Annotated in this window: 13 protein-coding genes and 1 tRNA gene; 7 read left to right on the top strand and 7 right to left on the bottom strand. The window is 70.5% G+C overall.

The annotated features are described in order from the left end of the window. The first annotated feature begins 117 nt into the window (after positions 1-117). The 4 genes from GA0070619_RS33995 (at position 118) to GA0070619_RS31330 (ending at position 2,672) form a co-directional block, all read left to right on the top strand. The gene (locus GA0070619_RS33995) at positions 118-615 is read left to right on the top strand and encodes a helix-turn-helix domain-containing protein (RefSeq protein WP_088951349.1); all 498 of its coding nucleotides are present in this window, start codon (positions 118-120) and stop codon (positions 613-615) included. A gap of 134 nt (positions 616-749) precedes the next feature. Beyond that, a complete protein-coding gene (locus GA0070619_RS31340) occupies positions 750-1,349 on the top strand; it encodes a ClpP family protease (RefSeq protein ID WP_088951348.1) in 600 nt (199 codons plus the stop codon). A gap of 73 nt (positions 1,350-1,422) precedes the next feature. Beyond that, a complete protein-coding gene (locus GA0070619_RS31335) occupies positions 1,423-2,190 on the top strand; it encodes a hypothetical protein (protein ID WP_157744121.1) in 768 nt (255 codons plus the stop codon). 131 nt (positions 2,191-2,321) lie between these two features. Continuing rightward, complete coding sequence (locus tag GA0070619_RS31330; protein ID WP_088951346.1) at positions 2,322-2,672, top strand: DoxX family protein; 351 nt, start codon at positions 2,322-2,324, stop codon at positions 2,670-2,672. 73 nt (positions 2,673-2,745) lie between these two features. On the opposite strand, the gene GA0070619_RS31325 is transcribed toward GA0070619_RS31330, so the two are convergent. Beyond that, positions 2,746-2,818: transfer RNA gene (locus GA0070619_RS31325), tRNA-Arg, on the bottom strand. A 487-nt stretch (positions 2,819-3,305) separates the two neighbouring features. On the opposite strand from GA0070619_RS31325, the gene GA0070619_RS31320 reads away from it, so the two are divergent. Both GA0070619_RS31320 and GA0070619_RS31315 read left to right on the top strand, forming a co-directional pair. Next, positions 3,306-5,315: an FG-GAP-like repeat-containing protein gene (locus tag GA0070619_RS31320; protein ID WP_172862149.1), complete on the top strand. Its 2,010-nt coding sequence runs from the start codon at positions 3,306-3,308 to the stop codon at positions 5,313-5,315. Positions 5,316-5,754: 439 nt separating this feature from the next. After that, a complete protein-coding gene (locus GA0070619_RS31315) occupies positions 5,755-6,984 on the top strand; it encodes a trypsin-like serine peptidase (RefSeq protein WP_088951344.1) in 1,230 nt (409 codons plus the stop codon). Positions 6,985-7,041: 57 nt separating this feature from the next. Here the strand turns inward: GA0070619_RS31315 and GA0070619_RS31310 are convergent, their stop codons facing one another. Next, positions 7,042-8,346, bottom strand: coding sequence for a cellulose binding domain-containing protein (locus GA0070619_RS31310; protein ID WP_088951343.1), 1,305 nt, complete (start codon positions 8,344-8,346; stop codon positions 7,042-7,044). Positions 8,347-8,683: 337 nt separating this feature from the next. On the opposite strand from GA0070619_RS31310, the gene GA0070619_RS31305 reads away from it, so the two are divergent. Continuing rightward, a complete protein-coding gene (locus GA0070619_RS31305) occupies positions 8,684-9,931 on the top strand; it encodes a PP2C family protein-serine/threonine phosphatase (protein ID WP_088951342.1) in 1,248 nt (415 codons plus the stop codon). 5 nt (positions 9,932-9,936) lie between these two features. Here GA0070619_RS31305 and GA0070619_RS31300 read toward each other — a convergent pair whose 3' ends face one another. The 5 genes from GA0070619_RS31300 to GA0070619_RS31280 form a co-directional block, all read right to left on the bottom strand. Beyond that, a complete protein-coding gene (locus GA0070619_RS31300) occupies positions 9,937-10,284 on the bottom strand; it encodes an STAS domain-containing protein (RefSeq protein WP_088951341.1) in 348 nt (115 codons plus the stop codon). A gap of 106 nt (positions 10,285-10,390) precedes the next feature. Continuing rightward, entirely contained in the window at positions 10,391-11,536 is a 1,146-nt protein-coding gene (locus GA0070619_RS31295; RefSeq protein WP_088951340.1) for an alanine racemase, read from the bottom strand. Continuing rightward, positions 11,533-13,131: an IucA/IucC family protein gene (locus tag GA0070619_RS31290; protein ID WP_088951339.1), complete on the bottom strand. Its 1,599-nt coding sequence runs from the start codon at positions 13,129-13,131 to the stop codon at positions 11,533-11,535. Before GA0070619_RS31290 ends, GA0070619_RS31295 begins: the two co-directional genes overlap by 4 nt. Further along, positions 13,128-14,756 (bottom strand): IucA/IucC family protein, encoded by a 1,629-nt coding sequence (locus GA0070619_RS31285; RefSeq protein ID WP_088951338.1) that lies wholly within the window; start codon positions 14,754-14,756, stop codon positions 13,128-13,130. The genes GA0070619_RS31290 and GA0070619_RS31285 overlap by 4 nt, the downstream gene beginning before the upstream one ends. Next, positions 14,753-15,922: an ATP-grasp domain-containing protein gene (locus GA0070619_RS31280; RefSeq protein WP_088951337.1), complete on the bottom strand. Its 1,170-nt coding sequence runs from the start codon at positions 15,920-15,922 to the stop codon at positions 14,753-14,755. Before GA0070619_RS31280 ends, GA0070619_RS31285 begins: the two co-directional genes overlap by 4 nt. Between the last annotated feature and the right edge of the window lie 41 nt (positions 15,923-15,963).

Raw genomic sequence — 15,963 nt, 5'->3', positions numbered from 1 at the left:
CACAACATAGCGGTTACGTCCCGCTTCGCACGTCCGGGTCGCTCGCGGACAACCTGGACGGCCCGGGACGGGCATGATGAGGGTGTTCCCGACGACGACCGCGAAAGTGAGGCCGGCATGTCGTTGCTGCGACGAGTCATCGGCGGAGTGCTACGCCGCCACCGGCAGCGTCAGGGCCGCACGCTGCGCGAGGTGGCCGCATCGGCCGACGTCTCGGTGCCCTACCTCTCGGAGGTCGAGCGGGGCCGGAAGGAGGCCTCGTCGGAGGTGCTGGCGGCGATCTGCCGAGCGCTCGGCATCAGCCTCGCCGACCTGCTCGGCGAGGCCCGCGACGATATGCGCCGGGTCGAGCCCCGCCTCCCGGCCGCGCCGCGCGCCGCGCTCACCCACCTGGAGCGGGTCGATGCGACCCGACGCGAGATCGGCAACGCCACCCTGCTGGTGGGTCCACGCATCGGCGGGTTCGTCCTGCACAACGGGCCGGTGGCGAGCGAGCCGGCCCTCAGCGTCGCCGGAAAAGCCTCCGCTGGTGGCTCGCGCCCCGGTCCGCGTACCGCCGCCCCGGCTGACAGCGCACAGACCCGGCTCGGCCTGCGGCGGCTGACCGCCGCGTAGGCCGCGTGGGTTCTGCCGACGGCGGATCTGCCGGCGGCAGAATCACTGGGCTGGCCACCGCAGCCGCGCGCACGCTCAAGGCGCCGGTCCCCCGGGCGGTCCCATCGCCCGCCGGCACCGTGAGGCGGCGGCACATGATCGAGTACGGCGTACGGATGCTGGACGGCCCGCAGGCGTCCTTCGGTGACCAGGTGTTCGAGCGGCTGCTGCGCGAACGCATCGTCTTCCTCGGCACCGAGGTGACGGAGGAGTCGGCCAACCAGATCTGCGCGCAGATCCTGCTGCTCGCCGCCGAGGACGCCAAATCGGACATCTACCTCTACATCAACTCGCCGGGCGGGTCGGTCAGCGCGGGAATGGCGGTCTACGACACGATGCGCTACGTCCGCAACGATGTGGCCACCCTGGCGCTCGGCTTCGCCGGCTCGATGGGGCAGTTCCTGCTGTGCGCGGGGGCGGCCGGCAAGCGGTACGCGCTGCCGCACTCGCGGATCATGATGCACCAGCCCTCCGGTGGAATGGGCGGGACCGCCTCGGACATCACCATCCAGGCGGAGAACATGCTGCACGTGAAGCGGACGATGCAGGAGCTGACCGCCCAGCACAGCGGACGGACGCTGGACGAGATCCAGCGCGACTGGGACCGGGACCGCTGGTTCACCGCCGAGCAGGCCCGGGAGTACGGCCTCATCGACCAGGTGATCACCCGAGCCGAGCAGCTACCGGCGGTCTGAGCCACCCGCTGGCCTGGTCTCGGCGGCGGCACTCGGGCAATATCGGTAGCGCTCGCCCGTTAGGGTCACGTCTATGCGTCGACTGATCCCAGCCCTCTCGATTGCCCTCGCCGTGACCCTCGTCAGCGGCTGCGGCACCAATTCCGGCGACCCGGCGGCGTCATCGTCCTCCGCCGCGCCCGCAGCGTCCAAGGTCGAGCCGACCGCCGCCGTCAAGCAGGGCATGGACCGCAGCCTCGCCGGCCCGCTCACCATGGATGCCTCGGTCAAGGCCGGCAACCAGTCGATCACCATGAGCGGAAAGATGGACCCTGCCGCCCGCACGCTGCACTTGACCGGCAAGGCGCCGGAACCGATCGAGGCGCGGCTGATCGGGGATGCCGCCTACCTCAAGTCGGACTCGCTCGACGGCGAGAAGCCGTGGATGAAGATCGACCTCACCAAGCTCAGGCCGAACAGCTCGTTGCGCCAGTCCTTCGACCTGAAGTCGCAGACCGGCCTCATCGGCGGCGTCGTGTCCGCCCAGGAGGTGGGCGGCGGTCGGTACACCGGCGTCGCCGACCTGGAGAAGGCCGCCGCGGCGGCCAACAGCGAAGCCGGGATGCGGGAGGGCCTCGAGTCGACCGCCAAGCTGGCGAAGGACCCGAAGGCGGTCCCGTTCGAGGCGACTCTCGACGCCGACGGGCGCCTCACCGCGCTCTCCTACACGATCGCCACGAAGAAGCTGGGCGACCTCGTCACCGAGATGCGCATGAGCGACTTCGGCAAGCCCGTCACGGTGGACGCGCCGCCCGCCAGCGAGACCGAGGCGGCGTCCGAGGAGATGTACAAGTTCCTCTGACCGGTCGGCGGGTGGTCTGCGGATTCCCGCAGACCACCCGCCATTGTCTGTGCGTCAGCTCACAGCGCCACCGGTAACAATCCGTTCGACCAGCCCGTCCTTGAGGCAGCACCAACCACAAGGGAGGGCACATGTACGCCGCTTATGTCACGGTCACCATCCTCGCCTCGGTCTTCACCGGAGTCGCCGCCGTCACCTACCTGATCGGCCACGACTACCCGAAGGCCCAGATGGACATGAAGCGCCTGCCACGGGCCTGGATGCCGAGGTTGGGCACGGCGTTGGCAGCCGGTGCGTTGGGGCTCCTGGCCGGGTTCGCCGTGCCACTACTGGGGACACTTGCCGCCGCCGGCCTGGTGTTGTACTTCGTCGGCGCGCTCATCGCGCACCTGCGGGTAGGTTCCCGCCAGCTCGTGGGATGGGCGGTGTTCTTCTCCACCTCGGTGGCGGCGCTGGTCCTGAATCTGCTTCATCACTGGTGATCCGCCACGAGCCTGATGACGCTCGGCGCGGTGACGTCTCCGCCGCCAAATGGTCTTCGGCGGATCTTCGAGGTGCCCCCGGCAGGATTCGAACCTGCGACACACGGTTTAGGAAACCGATGCTCTATCCCCTGAGCTACGGGGGCGCGAGCGCACAGTCTAGCGACCTGGGCGCTCACCTGGGGTGGCAGGGAGTGACCCACGTTCACCCAGGTCACCAGCACCCCTGTTCTCCCAGCCCAGGACCACACCCCGAGCACACGGACCCCCGTTTGCGACCGGCGGTCGGCCACGGTGACCCGCGCTGGCACCGGTTGACCCGGGTTGGCGTCCGCTGGAGAGCACACATCACGCACATCAGCCAAGACCATGACGTCTCTTTCATTCAAGGGGTGGTGTAGTTCTTGCGGCTCAGCAGGCTGTGCCTGCCGGGTCTTCCGCGCGGTGTCGGAGGACGCGGGGTGAACGCTCGGACCCCTTGTGCGCTCTGATGTGCGTCTATAACGTTCACCTGTCTCGTCTCTGCTTCCACGGGGGTTGCCTTGACCGCAGGCTCGGTTCGCCTTGCTCAATTCCAGGCCAGAGGTCTGAGCCCGCCCTGGCTTCGCCGGCTCGGTGCCGGCCTCACACCTGTTGTCAGCGCAAGGCTGCGGCATCCCGGCTGAGCATTCGCCGAGCCGCTCGGCGATTGACCGTGCCGCTGGCACACCTCATTGCTCACCAAAAGCGGATCAGCCCGTCCCTTCTCGGACGGGCACGCCGCGGGATGCATTCTGCCCAACGCTCTCAATTCCGAGCCTGCCATTCATCCGGAAAGGACCGCCGGTGTCATCCACACACCATCGACTAACCCGAAGCGCCGTTCTGCTCGTCACCGCCATCGCCGCGAGCCTGCTCAACGCGGGCTCCTCCCAAGCCGTCGGGGCGGGCACGGCCGTCACGGACGGCTCGTTCGCGTTCGCAGCCAAGATTGACGTGGGGCCGGGCCTGAGGGGTTGCAGTGGTGCCTTGGTCAACCCGTACTGGGTGCTGACCGCCAAGAGTTGCTTCAGCGTTGATGGCCAACCGGTCGCGGCCGGGGCACCAGCGAAGCCGACCACGGTAACGGTGGGACGCCCCGATCTGACCACGTCGACCGGAGCGGTCGTGTCGGCCCTCCGGTTGGTCCCGCATGCCGATCGTGACGTGGTTCTGGTCCGGCTCTCCCGCCGAGTGGCGGTGACCCCGATCGCCCTGGCATCGAGCGCGCCCGCCGTCGGCGAACAGTTGACCGTCGCCGGCTTCGGGCGCACCGCCACGGAGTGGGTTCCGGATCAGTTGCATGCCGGTCCCTTCACCGTGCAGGACGTGAGCGCGAACAGCGTGGGTATGGTCGGCGCGGGGCAGTCCGTCATCTGCCGCGGCGACCTGGGTGGTCCCACTGTTCGGCTGGTCGGTGGGCAGCCTCAGCTGGTGGCCCTGCACCGTACGTCCTGGCAGGGCGGTTGCCTCGGCGAGACGGAGGCCCGCCGCGACGCGGTGGAGACCCGGGTCGACGACCTGGCTTCCTGGATCACCGCCAATTCGCCCGCGGGGGCGACCGACCGGAACACCGACTTCAATGGTGATGGCCGCGATGACGCGCTGATGGTGTACCGACACAAGGACACCTCAATCCAGTTCTTCACGTCGCTGAGCGATGCCACCGGCGGATTCGGCCCGTTCCTGGGTAGCTACACCGTGCCGGCGAACTCCTGGGGCTGGGACTCGTTCCGCACGATCACCGGCGACTACAACGGTGACGGACGCTCGGACGCGGCAGTGATGTACGCCCACGGCGACGGCCGGTTCAGCATGAGCACCTCACTGGCCAACGCTGACGGCGGGTTCGGCCCATTCACCACCAGCCTGACCGTGCCGGCCACCGCCAAGTGGGTCTCGGACTCCATCCGGCTCACCAGCGGTGACTTCAACGGTGATGGCCGCGATGACGCGCTGATGGTGTACCGACACAAGGACACCTCAATCCAGTTCTTCACGTCGCTGAGCGATGCCACCGGCGGATTCGGCCCGTTCCTGGGTAGCTACACCGTGCCGGCGAACTCCTGGGGCTGGGACTCGTTCCGCACGATCACCGGCGACTACAACGGTGACGGACGCTCGGACGCGGCAGTGATGTACGCCCACGGCGACGGCCGGTTCAGCATGAGCACCTCACTGGCCAACGCTGACGGCGGGTTCGGCCCATTCACCACCAGCCTGACCGTGCCGGCCACCGCCAAGTGGGTCTCGGACTCCATCCGGCTCACCAGCGGTGACTTCAACGGTGATGGCCGCGATGACGCGCTGATGGTGTACCGACACAAGGACACCTCAATCCAGTTCTTCACGTCGCTGAGCGATGCCACCGGCGGATTCGGCCCGTTCCTGGGTAGCTACACCGTGCCGGCGAACTCCTGGGGCTGGGACTCGTTCCGCACGATCACCGGCGACTACAACGGTGACGGACGCTCGGACGCGGCAGTGATGTACGCCCACGGCGACGGCCGGTTCAGCATGAGCACCTCACTGGCCAACGCTGACGGCGGGTTCGGCCCATTCACCACCAGCCTGACCGTGCCGGCCACCGCCAAGTGGGTCTCGGACTCCATCCGGCTCTTCTGATCTGTCAATTTCCGCGCGGGGTCGGTTCAGCAACGTCGAACCGACCCCGTCAGGATCTGCACGGACGGCCGGTCGGAATGCACGGCCCGACCGAGGTGCCGTCGCCGTCATCGGCGGAATGCAGGACGACGGCGGTGAGCGGGCTGGCAGACCAGCGAGACCGATGTGATGCCCGATGGGGCTTCAGGGGCCGCGGTCAGGATTCTTGCCCGGGGTGCAGCAGAACCTTGGTCCAGCCGTGATCGCGTCGGTCGAAGTGCTCGTACGCCTCGGGTGCCTGTGTCAGGGGCAGTTCATGGGAGACGAGGAACGACGGTCGGGCCTTGCCACTGATGATGAGGTCGCGCAATCAAAAGATAGATAATCTTGCATGTCTTCTCACTATCCGGTATGAAGGCTGCAAGCACGTCTGGGTGCTGGTTCTTCGGGAGGAGCGACGATGAAACATGCCCTGCGCCGCCTACGAACGGTGGCCGTCGCGCTCGGCGCCGGCACACTCGGGCTGAGCTTGCTGTCGGTACCGGCCGCCGAGGCGTACTCGGTTCAACCACTCGCGCCGCAATCCCAGCGGGCACCCGAAGCAGACCAGTTCTCCGCCGAGGGCGTCACCACGGTCGGCGAACTCCGGACCATCGACGGCTCGCTGTCACACGCACAGGAGGGCGGGAAGCAGATCATCCGGCACCCCGGCGCGTCGTACGTCAAGGTGCACTTCAGCTCACTGCGCCTGGCCGACGGCGAGTACGTGACCGTGTCGAGCCCCGACGGTCGGGAGAGCTACCGGTACGACCGCCACCTGAACCGGGCGACCGGCGCGGACTACACCACCGACGGACAACCGGGCTTCTGGGCGATGTCGGTGGACGGCGACACCGCTGTGGTGACGGTGCACAGCAGCCGCTCCTCCCGCACCAGCGCCGCGACCATCGACCGGTTCTGGCGCGGCTACGACGCCACCGAGATCAAGCAGCACAACTTCACCACGCAGTCCGTCTGCAGCACCGACGCCCGGCGCGACGTGGTCTGCTACCAGAGCAGCCACCCCAACGAGTACGCCAAGGGCAGGGCGGTGGCGCGGCTGCTGATCAGCGGTGGCGGGATGTGCACCACCTGGCGGGTCGGCAACACCAACCGCATGCTGACGAACAAGCACTGCTTCTCGACGCAGTCCGCCGTCAGCGGCAGCGAGATGCAGTTCAACTACCAGTGCGCCACCTGTGGCGGCTCGAACCCGGGCGCCGGCACCAAGGTCAGCGGCGCCACCCTCTACAAAGTGAGCAGCGGCGGCTCCAGCCAGCTGGACTACACCCTGTACTCGGTGAACAACTTCGCCAACATCCAGTCGTTCGGCACCCTGTACCTGGCGACGACCGCCACCACCACCGGCACCCGGATGTACGTCCCGGGCCATGGCGACGGCAACCCGAAGCGACTGTCCATCTACGAGGACACCCAGAACGGCGCGACGTGCACGGTGAAGAACGCGAACTACAACACCTACAACATCAGCTACAGCTGTGACACCTCCGGCGGCAACTCGGGTTCGCCGGTGCTGAACGCCAGCCACCGGGTGATCGCCCTGCACCACCTCGGCGGTTGCCCGTCGAACCAGGGCGCGAAGGCGCACCTGATCTACAACGAGATCGCCAGTCTGATCGACAACGGCTGACGACCGACGTCACGAGGGCCCGGAGCCAGCTGGCTCCGGGCCCTCTTTCTGCCGTGCTCAGGGACTGGTGCAGGTGACGTTGCTCGGTGGGGTGGCGCCGTCGCCGGTGGCGGTGAACCCGAACGTGGTCGAGGCGTTCGCGCCCAACGTGCCGTTGTAGGCGGCGTTCCGCACGGTGACGCTACCGGTGGTGCCCGTGTTGGTGCCGCTCCACAGGCTGCTGATGGCCTGGCCGCCGGCCAGGGTCAGGCCCACGGTCCAGCCGTTGAGTGTCGTGGCCGTGGGGTTGGCCACCGTCACCTCGCCCTGGAAGCCACCGGGCCAACTGTTGACCGCCCGGTAGGTGGCGGCGCAGGTGCCCGGTTCGCCGGTCGGTGGCGGAGTGGTGGGTGGCGGAGTGGTCGGGGGCGGGGTCGTCGGCGGCGGAGTGGTGGGTGGCGGAGTGGTGGGTGGCGTGGTCGACTCGAACTGACTGAAGAACCGCCAGATCTCACCCGAGGTCCACGTCCGGGAGTCGTTCGGGCTGCCGGACCCGTCGACGGGGCTGGGGGTGTGGTCACCGTCGAACGCCGCCCACTGCACCGGGTAGCCGGCTCGACATCCGGCGTACGCGGTGGTGATGTGGGTGAGGCTGCCTCGGCTCGGCTCGCGCGGGCTCTGCGCGGTGCAGCCGTTGTTGCGGACGAACGTGTCGCGCAGTTGCCGACCCTGCGAGATGTTCAGCACGCTGTCGAAGGTGCCGTGGATGCCGAAGTAGGCGACGGGTTGGGTGCCGCCGTTGCATCCGCTGAGGTTGGCGCCGGACAGGACGGTGACCGCGCGGATGACGGTGGGCCGGGCGCAGGCCACCGCGTAGCTCATGGCCCCGCCGTAGCTCCAGCCCAGCGCGAAGCGCTGGGTCGTGTCGACGCAGAGGTCGTTCTCGATCTGTCGGGAGATGTCGTCGAAGAGGGTCAGGTCCCGACCGTTGGTGTTGGCCCAGCCGGCGTTGAGGCCCTGCGGCGCGACGAAGATCGTGCTGTTGTTCGACAGCGGCTGAAGCCCGTAGTAACCGGCCGAGGTGACGTTGTTGGCCGAGCCGTTCAACCAGTGGAACCCGAAGATCAGTCGGTAGGGGTGGTTCCGGTCGTACCCGTCCGGGATCCGCAGGTTGTAGGTGCGGCTCTGTCCGCTGCTCTGGATCGTGCGCGTTCCGTTGGTCAGGGTGGGGGCCTTGCCGCAGCCGGCGGTGGCCGCGAGGGTGCCGTTGGTGGCGGCGACAGCTGTCGCACCGAAGCCGCCGCTCAGTGCGCCACCGGCGGTGGCCGCGAGGAGAAGTGCCGCGGCCATGATGGATGGGAGGAGATACCTACGTTTCAGCATTGCGTGGGCTCCTTGCCGTAGGGCCGTGTCGGCCGGCGACGGAATGCGGTCGCCTGGCATCGACTGGGGTGCCCGGACGGGTCACCGACCTGGGGCCGGCGGGAGGGGACGTGCGGCGGCACGTCTTCGCGGCTGGCTGCGGTGACCGGGAGCGTGCCCTTCACTCCCGGGTGAAAGATAGCAGGTTATCGATAACATCCTGAAGCGTTCGCGCCTCTCCGGGTCACGACCCAGGCAGTCGGGCCGCCCGCTCCGCAGCGCCACGACTACCTGCTCACCGGGAAGGCCCAGCCGTCCGCGCCGAAACACCGGGACGGTAGGTGCCTATGCTCAACCCGTGGAGGACAACGAGGAGGGCGTGCTGACCGGGATGTTGCAGGCGGCCGAGGAAGCCGCGCCGGTCGAGGCCGTCGAAGCGGTTACCGGCACCATCGCCAAGTCGTTGAACGCGCTCAGCGTCTCGCTGCTCATCGCCGATCTCAGCGGCCGGGCGCTGGTCCGGCTGACCCACCAGACAGCCACCGGCCACCCCGGCCGTCATCAGGGCGAGGAGGCCGCCGAGGTCCTCCCCTTCGACGGCGGGCCCTACGAGCAGGCGCTGCGCCAGCAGACCGTCCAGCTGCTCCACGGCGACGGAAGGTGCAGGGTGCTCGCACCCGTCACCGAACGCGGCGAGACCATCGGCCTGCTGGAGATCGACCTGCTGGACGAGCCGGACGTGGCCGTGCTCGCGCGGATCGCCCGCACTGCGCACGCGCTGGGATTCGTGGTCATCGCCAACCGCCGGCACACCGACCTGTTCGAATGGGGGCAGCGCAGCACCCCGTTCACCCTCTCCGCCGAGATCCAACGCCGCCTGCTGCCGGCCTCGTTCACCTGCGAGGCCGGAGCGTTCGCCCTCTCGGGCTGGCTGGAACCCGCTGCGAGCGTCGGCGGGGACACCTTCGACTACAGCGTGGCCCGCGACGTGCTGCACGTCGGCGTCACCGACGCGATGGGCCACGGCGTGGCCAGCGCGCTGACCGCCACGCTCGGTGTGGGCAGCCTGCGCAACACTCGCCGGCGCGGCGACAACCTCGTCGCCCAGGCCGAGGAAGCCAACCGGGCCCTCGCGGAGCACGCCAACGTACGCGGCGCCTACGTGACCGCCGTGCTCGGCCGCATCGACCTGGCGACCGGGCGCTGTGAGCTGCTCAACGCCGGGCACGTCCCACCGACACTGGTCCGCGAGGGCCGGGCTGAGACGCTCGAACTGCCCGCCAACTTCCCGCTGGGCATGTTCGCCGACGAGGGCTACCGCAGCGAGACGATCACCCTGCTGCCCGGTGACCGGCTGGTCGTCGTCACCGACGGAGTGCGCGAACGCAACGCCGCCACGTTGGATCTGCCCGCCGCTCTGCTCGGCATCGCCCATCTGCATCCGCGCGAGGCGGTCCGGGCGCTGTCCGACGCGGTGCTGGCGGCCGCCGGGCCGGTTCTGGCCGACGACGCCACACTGCTCATCATCGACTGGTACGGCGGCCACGGGCTGCGATCAAGCACCGCTGGCGCTGACACCGCCCGTGCCAGCCCTCACCCGCAGTGAGGCGGTCATGACGCCGCCGGTGACGCCTCCTCGGCATCCTGCACGGTGTCGAAGATTCCGATGACCCGATCCACCGAGGTGATCGACAACACCGTACGCACCGAGCGGCCGACCCCCGCCAGGGCGAGCCAGCCGTTCCGCGCACGCAGGTCCTTGTGGGCGACCACCAGCACCCCCAGGCCACTGGAGTCCATGAACCCGACGTCGGTCAGGTCCACCACCACCCGGGCGTCGTCCTCCACCGCCTGACTCAACCGGTCACGCAACTCCGGTGCGGTGCTCATGTCCACGTCACCGGCGACCTCGACCACCGTGCCGATCCGCCCCTGCCGCGTCGACAGCGTGAAGTCCACGTAACGCCCTCTCGATATGGTGCAGCTGGTGGCTCGGCGACACTGCGCCGCGCTGGACCCACCGTGCCAGAAAACCCTGCCGATCGCTCGTTCGCCTGGGCCTGGATCACGTCCTGGATGGTCGGGCCGCCCATTCGGCGGCCACCTCCTGCGGGTCACCGTTCATGAACAGCGGGGGCTCGTGCAGCAGGAAGTCGCGGTGGCTGATGTTCCAGGCGTACGCCCCGGCCATGGCGAAGGCCAGCACGTCACCAACGCCGATCGGCCCGGCGGTGGCCGACCGGGACAGCACGTCCTTGGGGGTGCAGAGCTGGCCGACCACGGTGACCGGTCCCCCGTCGGTACGCACGCCCTCGACGCCGCGCCGCCGGTGTACGCGGAAGGGCTGCGCGTGCCCCTTCGCCGCCGGTGTACGCAGGTGGTGGGTGCCCCCGGCCACCACCACGAACCACTCGCCGTAGGAGCGCTTCACGTCGATGACCTCGGTGAGGTACGCCCCGCAGTAGGCGGTGACCGACCGGCCCGGCTCGATGCGCAGCCGCACCCCCGGGTACGCGTCGAGGACGTCCGCCAGTGCCCGGCCGTAGCCGACCCAGTCGAATCGCGCCGCCGGGTCGGTGTAGTCGACGGCCATGCCTCCGCCGACGTCGACCTCGGCGGCACCGACCTCGGTGACCGCCCACTCGACCACGGCGGCGGCGACCGCACCGGCGAGAGGGGCGTCCAGCCCGCTGGCCAGGTGGGCGTGGATTCCGCGTACGTCGATGCCGGTGGGTGGTCTGCGGGCGCACTCGACCGCGTCCGCCGGGTCCATGCCGAACGGGCTGGGCCCGCCGCCCATGACCAGGCTCGCGCCGGGCGCCTCGACCGGCAGGTTCACCCGCAGCAGCACCTGGGCCGAGGTGCCCGAGGCGGTGGCCAGCGCGCCGAGTCGCCGAAGCTCGGCGGGCGATTCGACGTGGATGCGGTGCACCCCGGCGGCGAGGGCCGCGGCGAGGTCCGCGTCGGTCTTGCCCGGCCCGGCGTACGCGGCGGGGGGCCGCCCCGGCAGAACCTCGGCCAGTCTGCGCAGCTCACCACGGCTCGCGGCCTCGAACCCGTCGACGGCCGGGGCAAGGGTGCGCAGCACACCGGGGTCCGGGTTGGCCTTGACCGCGTAGAGCAGCTCCACCGGCTGGGGCAGCGCCGCCCGGATGGCCCGGGCCTGCGTGGCCAGCGCGTCGAGGTCGTGGACGTAGACGGGCCGCGTCACAGTGACCCGCCCAACGGGTTGGGCACCGGCACGAACGGCGCGGCCCGGTCCGCGTCGCGCCGCCACCGGACCAGCAGGTTCGCCTTGGCCAGCAGCGGCTCACCGTTCAGCAGCGCGCGCAGCTCGGGCGGGTCGTCCAGGTCGGCGGCGACCGCCTCCACGACGGCCCGCAGCTCCTGCCACAGCCGCCGTTCGATTCCCGGTCGCGCGTCGGCGAGCGCCCCGCAGATACCACCGAGGTGATTGACGAACAGGCAGTAGACGATCCGGCGCCGGGCGTCCAGGGGGCCGTAGCGGACCTGCGCGGGGACCCCCTCCGGCCAGGTCGCCCAACGCTCGGCGTCGAGTTTCACCCCCTCCAGGTCGCGCAGCAGCATGCGTACCGGGCGACGGTCGCGGTCGAGCACGACGACAACGTTCTGCAGGTGTGCCTCGTGCACGACGCCGTGGCTGAGCCAGCAGCGCAGCACCGCCGGCACCAGCAGCCCGACGTACGCCCGCCACCAGGCCACCGGGTCGGGTATCACCAGTGGTGTGGCGGCCAGCGCCGCCGCGAGCATCGGGGTGTCGCCCGGGCGCAGGTGCGGGCGCAGGCCGCTGCGCAGGATCGTCCCGTACGCCTCGTCCGGGCCGGGAACGTCGACAGTGCGGTAGGCGGGTTCGGTGAGCAGCCCGACCCCTTCCGGCATCGGCACCCGCGCCAGCAGGTCGGTCAGGGCCACCGCGCCGGTGAGCTCGTAGCGGGCGTTCTTGCGCAGGCAGTTGGTGATCCGTACGTGCAGGCTGGTCTTGACGAACAGGTCGGCCGCCGGGGCATAGAGGGTGCGGACGCTCGCCGTGGGCCGCACCGGCACGCCGGCCTCCCCCAGGTCCCGCAAGCGGGGGTGCGTCGGCGGGATCAGTGACAGCTGCCAGGGATGCACCGGCAGGACGCGGTGCCCTCGCGGGGGCCGGGGCGGGTCGAGGGCGGCCACGAGCGCGTCGAACGGACCGGCGCCGGCGACCAGGTCATCGGGTACGGCGAGCCAGTGCATCCGGAACGACGTGCGCAGCTCCGGGGCGTACGCCCGCCAGCTCTCCGGGTCACCGCTGCGCCACTTCGGGGTGGGGTGGTGCGGGTGGCCGAAGACGAGTGACTGTTCGGAGTCGACGTACGCGTCGATGGCCGGTTCGCCGGTGGGCTCCGGGTTCTCGGTCGGCCGGTCGGCCAGCAGCCGGGCCACGGTGTCCCGGCTGGCCTGGACCTGCTCGACGAACTCGTCGTTGGCCAGGCCGGTGCGGGTGGTGAGTTCGGCCGCGACCAGGCTGGCGAGCCCGTCCGCGTCCAGGTCGACCCACCGTCCGTTGTCGGTACGCCGCTGCACCGGACCGGTGTAGCGGTGCGCCCCGAGCGGCGAGTGTCGCGCCACACCGCAGCGCACCGTGACGCCGAGGTGCCGCAGCAGCAGATGCCCGGCACCGTCGACCACGCTCGGGCCGCCGTCCGGCGGGGTGAGTTCGCGGACCAGGCAACCGAAGACGGCGTGGGCGGTGGCCAGGTCGGCGAGCTGACCGGTCTCGGTGGCCGGGCGGGAGCGCAACTGGGCGCTCGTCATCGTGTCTCCCGGAGGTAGTTCGGGCCGGTACGCAGGTAGTACTTGTTGATGTCGGTGCAGCCCAGCCGCTGTTTGGGCAGCAGGGTGCCGGCGGTGAGCATCGCCTTGATGGGCAGGTGGCCGGCCCGTAGGACCCGGTCGGTGAAGGTTCGTGCCGCTGGCCCGTCACCCCACCGGTCGCGGGCGGCGGCGAGCCGGGGTGCCAGCGCCTCGGCGGGTGACGGCACGGGCAGCCCTCGGGCGGCCAGCGCGACCAGGGGTGCGGCGGCGGCCAGGTGCAGCGTGATGGTGATGAACACGTCGGCCAGCTCCTGCGGGTCGCGCGCCCACATCCGGTCGTCGTCGAGGGTGAGCCCACCCGGGCCGCCGTGCCGCGGGTCGAGGCGGGCCCCGTCGTTGTCCTTGTAGAGCAGGCCGACAGTGCCGTCGGGGTGCACCAGCAGGTGGATGTTCTGCGGATGCGCCTCCAGCGCGATCCCGTGGCGGAGCCAGAGGAAGACGTGCCAGTCGAGCAACAGGTCCAAATAGGACTCCAGCAGCGCCCCGGGCCGCTCGGGGCTGATCCGTTCGAGGACCGTTGCCGCGACCGGGTCGGGTGCGGCCAGGGCCGCGACCGGCACCACGTGGACGCCGGCCAGATCACCCGGGAATCGGCGCAGCAGGAAGCTGCGCCGCTCGTCGCCGCCGACGTGCGCCCAGGTGCTCTCGTCGACGTGCCGGATCCGCCCGGCGAAGGTTGGTTCGGCGTTGGCGATCCGGTCAAGCAGCGCGGCGACGGCCGCGCCGTCGGCGAGCGAGCCGGGGTGCAGCGTGCGCCGGTTGCGGGCGCCGAGGCTCGCGGTCGGCAGCGGCAGCTTGAGGTGCAGGTACGGGTGATCGTCGAGCGCCACCGTCCGCATGGAGAGGGTGGGCCGTACGGTGATCGCCGGCAGGTCCGTCACCGGTAACGCGTCGCGCTCAGCGGTGATCGGGTGCGCCGGCAGCAACAGGTGGTCCGGCCGCCGTGCCCGTGGCCACCAGGACGGGAGTTCGCCGGTGAGCTGGACGTCCTCGGCAGGGACGGTGTACCAGCGCAGCGCGAAACGCGGGGCGTGCTCCGGGGCGTACCGGAGAAGGTCGTCGTCTCCGAGACCGTGCCGGCACCGGTCGGTGGGGTAGACCGGGTGGCCGAGGTGGGCGGCGAGTACGTCGTCCAGGAGCGCCGCCGGCAGTCCCGTGGGGGTGGTGGCGCGTTCGGCGGCGACCTCGGCGAGCACCCGCGAGCGGTGTCGGGCCGCGAGCCGCCGGGCGCGCAGGTCGGCGCGGCACTCGACGCCGAAGTCCCGCCAGCCGGCCTCGGCCTCGGCGTTGCCCTGCGGGGTGAGCAACCTGAGCAGGCCTTCCACCGTGTCCGTGCGGTGGGTGTCGCCGCCGCTGTCGAGCAGCAGCATCATCGGTGCGGCGCTGCGCAGGGCCTGCTGGAACCCGTCCGCCCGGACCGGGATCCGCAACAGGCCGGCGGGGTGCGGTGCCTGCCACCAGTCGGGCCCGTCCGGTCGGCCGGTGCTGAGCAGACCGAGGTGATCCTCGCGCAGCAGGGCGTCGAGGACCCGGGTGAACACCTCCCGCTCGCAGTCGTCGCTCACTCGACGATGGTCCACTGGAGGTCGCCGCGGAAGGCGGCCAGCGACTGCCGGACCGCGCCCTCGTCGGGGCCGATCCCGTGCAGCACGGCGAGGTAGTCGCGGTTCGTGCCGGTGTGCTCGGCGGTGCGCCCCACCTCGCGCAGCGGATGGCAGCCCAGCCGGACATCATCATGGACGGTGTCCAGTCGGCCCGGCGCGGCGACCAGGCGGCCGGAACGATCCGCGCAGACGTACTCGACCTGGGCGTACCGGTCGACACTGGCGGGCAGGTCGAGGGCGGCCAGGGGCTCGCCGAGGTGCAGCCGGATGACGTGTTCGAACAGCGGCACACCGAGCAGCTCGGACAGGATCAGGTCCATTCGGTCGCCGATGAGCCGATAGTTCACCTCGATCAGCCGGACCCTGCCGTCGGCGATGACGTACTCGGTGTGGCAGGCGCCGAAGCCGACCCCGAGCGCGTCGAGCCGCGCCCGAAGCTGGGTGGTCTCCGGCTCCGCCGGAGGCGACCAGGCGAGGCTCTCCTCGGTGAAGGTCGGTGGCGGCCCGAGGCCGGTGCGCCAGCCGCCGAGGGAGGCCAGCGCCGTGCCGTCGCCGAGGGTCTCGAAGGTCCGCAGCTCGCCGGGGAGGTACTCCTCCACCACCAGGGCCACGTCCGGCCGACGGCCACGGATCTCGGCGATCCGGGCGACCAGTTCGGCATGGTCGGCCACCAGGTACGCGTCCTCGCTGGCCACCCCCTCGCGGGGTTTGACCACGGCTGGGAACATCCCGTCCGGCACCTGCGGTGCGGCACCGGGATCGACGGTGACGGTGCGTACCAGATCGAGGCCCGCAGCCGCGATCACCCGGCGGGCCGCGGCCTTGTCCTTGCAGAGACGGGCGGCGTCGGGATCCTTGCCGGGCAGACCGAGCTTCCGTGCGGCGATCGCGGTGGCCTCCTGAAGGTGGTCGCTGTTGGACAGTAGCGCCACCGGTCGGGTCGGTGCCGTCGCCGCGACCACAGCGGCCGCGTCCCGGACCGCGCAGCGCGCCACCGGCACGCCCGCCGGCCACTCCGCCGGCCGGTCGGTCAACACGGTGACCGACAGCCCGAGCGACGCCGCCGCGGGGAGGAACCCCTCCAGCACGGCGTCGGTGGGGTTGAGCGCGGTCAGGTACAGCCGCATACCGCCTCCGTCGACTACGACGATGTCGTGATTAGGATAGC

It is taken from the genome of Micromonospora zamorensis, from assembly GCF_900090275.1.
Lineage (GTDB): Bacteria > Actinomycetota > Actinomycetes > Mycobacteriales > Micromonosporaceae > Micromonospora > Micromonospora zamorensis.
Note: the sequence above shows the minus strand (reverse complement) of the source record. Positions and strands in the feature narration are given on the sequence as shown.

Coding starts and splice junctions, on each gene's coding strand:
- GA0070619_RS31310 (WP_088951343.1), bottom strand. CDS start 8,346: ATGCTGAAACGTAGGTATCTCCTCCCATCCATCATGGCCGCGGCACTT.
- GA0070619_RS31315 (WP_088951344.1), top strand. CDS start 5,755: ATGAAACATGCCCTGCGCCGCCTACGAACGGTGGCCGTCGCGCTCGGC.
- GA0070619_RS31290 (WP_088951339.1), bottom strand. CDS start 13,131: ATGACGAGCGCCCAGTTGCGCTCCCGCCCGGCCACCGAGACCGGTCAG.
- GA0070619_RS33995 (WP_088951349.1), top strand. CDS start 118: ATGTCGTTGCTGCGACGAGTCATCGGCGGAGTGCTACGCCGCCACCGG.
- GA0070619_RS31330 (WP_088951346.1), top strand. CDS start 2,322: ATGTACGCCGCTTATGTCACGGTCACCATCCTCGCCTCGGTCTTCACC.
- GA0070619_RS31335 (WP_157744121.1), top strand. CDS start 1,423: ATGCGTCGACTGATCCCAGCCCTCTCGATTGCCCTCGCCGTGACCCTC.
- GA0070619_RS31280 (WP_088951337.1), bottom strand. CDS start 15,922: ATGCGGCTGTACCTGACCGCGCTCAACCCCACCGACGCCGTGCTGGAG.
- GA0070619_RS31340 (WP_088951348.1), top strand. CDS start 750: ATGATCGAGTACGGCGTACGGATGCTGGACGGCCCGCAGGCGTCCTTC.